Genomic DNA, 2381 nt, shown 5'->3' with positions numbered 1-2381 from the left:
AAATAACCGTAATGGAATAAATCGCAATTCTAGCATAGAGTGTTTTAAACATGATTCTCCACCTTATAGCCTTGTCCTCTTACTGTTTCAATTGTAAGTGTGGCATTTAATTTTTTTAATCTTTGGCGTAGTCGCTTAATATGAACGTCAACTGTTCGTTCATCTCCTTCATAATCATAGCCCCAAATTTTTTCTATTATCTGTTCACGAGTAAAGATTTGCTTAGGACGTGCTGCAAGCATAAATAATAATTGAAATTCCTTGTTCGGTAACGTCATCGTTTTATTAGATACTTGGAGTTCCAAATAGGATTGGTTTAGCGTTAAGTTGCCAATGGTCATTTCTGAATTTGAATTGATATTATATCGACGTAATACCGCACGAATTCTAAAAATAAGTTCCTTAACCTCAAAGGGTTTGGTTACATAATCGTCAGTACCACTTATAAACGCACGCTCTTTATCACTAAGTGCATCCCGCGCTGTTAACATAATAACTGGTATATCATAATCATTTTTTAATGTATTACATAATTGAAAGCCGTCCATACCATCCATCATAATATCTACCACTGCAATATCGACACGCTGTTTTTCTAAAAGTTTTAATGCAGCTTCACCACTTGGTTGTGTGTATGCATCAATGTGCTCTGTTTGTAAATGGCTAGCTATATAATTTAGGATACGAGGATCGTCATCGACAACAAGACATTGCACCATAGCTATAAACTCCCTTATCTTTTTCATTTATTATACATGTAAAATATTTTTGCGTAAAAAAACAATTGTTCATATTGAGTTCATATTTCAACCTTATACTGACGCTAAAGAAGAAATAGGGAGAAGTGAATCGATATGAAATTAGCGATAAAAGAGATTATGTTTTACAAATTTCGTTATATTTTAATCACATTAATCATTCTTTTATTAAGTATTATGGTGTTATTTATTAGTGGTTTAGCTCAAGGGCTTGGTAGGGAGAATATTTCGTTATTTGAACACTTTGATAATGATGAATATGTTGTTCAAAAAATGAAAGAGCCGCAAATTGAGAAATCGCAACTTAGTGATACGCAACAGAATCAAATTAAAAAGGTAATTCATCAAGAACCATATAAAATGAATATTCAAACATTGAAATTATCTAATAAAGAACAAGATGTGATTACAATGAATGACGTTAAACAACAACGCATACAACTTAAAAAAGGTGATTATCCTAAAAATGCTCATGAGGTCGCTATTAATGATAAGTTAGCTGCAGACAACATTAGAGTCGGGGATAGATTACATTTTAAAAATAATTCAACTAGTTATAGAGTTTCTGGTATTTTAAACGACACAATGTATGCGCATAGTTCCATTGTGCTATTGAACGATAACGGATTTAATGCATTGAATAAGGTTAATACGGCATTTTATCCAGTGAAAAATTTAACGCAACAACAACGTGATGAGCTTAATAAAATAAATGACGTTCAAGTTGTGAGTGAAAAAGATTTAACAGGTAATATTGCGAGTTATCAAGCAGAGCAAGCACCGTTAAATATGATGATTGTTAGTTTGTTTGCTATTACAGCAATCGTTCTAAGTGCATTTTTCTATGTTATGACGATTCAAAAAATATCACAAATCGGCATTTTGAAAGCAATTGGTATTAAGACAAGACATTTATTGAGTGCGTTAGTTTTACAAATTTTAACACTAACAATAATTGGGGTAGGTATTGCTGTGATCATCATAGTAGGACTATCATTTATGATGCCTGTAACGATGCCTTTTTATTTAACAACGCAAAATATTTTATTGATGGTGGGGATATTTATATTAGTAGCGATTTTAGGTGCCTCACTATCATTTGTCAAATTATTTAAAGTGGATCCTATCGAAGCAATTGGAGGTGCAGAATAATGGCATTAGTTGTTAAAGATATCGTCAAAAATTTCGGAGAAGGTTTGTCTGAAACAAAAGTTTTAAAAGGTATTAATTTTGAAGTGGAACAAGGGGAATTTGTCATTTTAAATGGTGCCTCTGGTTCTGGGAAAACAACATTGCTAACGATATTAGGTGGATTGTTAAGTCAAACGAGTGGTACAGTGCTTTACAATGATGCGCCATTATTTGATAAACAGCATCGTCCTAGTGATTTACGATTGGAAGATATTGGGTTTATTTTTCAATCTTCACATTTAGTTCCTTATTTAAAAGTGATAGAGCAATTGACGCTCGTAGGCCAAGAAGCGGGAATGACCAAACAACAAAGTTCAACAAGAGCAATACAACTTTTGGAAAATATTGGTTTAGAAGATCGCTTGAATGTATATCCGCATCAGTTATCTGGCGGTGAAAAGCAACGTGTTGCGATTATGAGAGCATTTATGA

General features: G+C 32.9%; 3 protein-coding genes. 2 read left to right on the top strand and 1 reads right to left on the bottom strand.

Annotated elements, in window-relative coordinates:
- Positions 1-44 precede the first annotated feature (44 nt).
- Positions 45-719, bottom strand: a complete 675-nt coding sequence (gene hssR / locus IDG65_RS12500) for a DNA-binding heme response regulator HssR (RefSeq protein WP_000249497.1) — start codon at positions 717-719, stop codon at positions 45-47.
- 135 nt (positions 720-854) lie between these two features.
- On the opposite strand from hssR, the gene IDG65_RS12495 reads away from it, so the two are divergent.
- Complete coding sequence (locus tag IDG65_RS12495) at positions 855-1910, top strand: ABC transporter permease (protein ID WP_000761396.1); 1056 nt, start codon at positions 855-857, stop codon at positions 1908-1910.
- Positions 1910-2381: ATP-binding cassette domain-containing protein (locus IDG65_RS12490; RefSeq protein ID WP_206174123.1), on the top strand; the 472-nt coding region annotated here is incomplete at its 3' end. The genes IDG65_RS12495 and IDG65_RS12490, both read left to right, overlap by 1 nt.

It is taken from the genome of Staphylococcus sp. EG-SA-17 (genome assembly GCF_017151845.1).
GTDB lineage: Bacteria > Bacillota > Bacilli > Staphylococcales > Staphylococcaceae > Staphylococcus > Staphylococcus aureus.
This window is presented reverse-complemented; position numbering and strand designations above follow the sequence as displayed.

Bases quoted from the DNA above. Each gene is read 5' to 3' on its own strand.
- hssR (WP_000249497.1), bottom strand. From the start codon at position 719: ATGGTGCAATGTCTTGTTGTCGATGACGATCCTCGTATCCTAAATTAT.
- IDG65_RS12495 (WP_000761396.1), top strand. From the start codon at position 855: ATGAAATTAGCGATAAAAGAGATTATGTTTTACAAATTTCGTTATATT.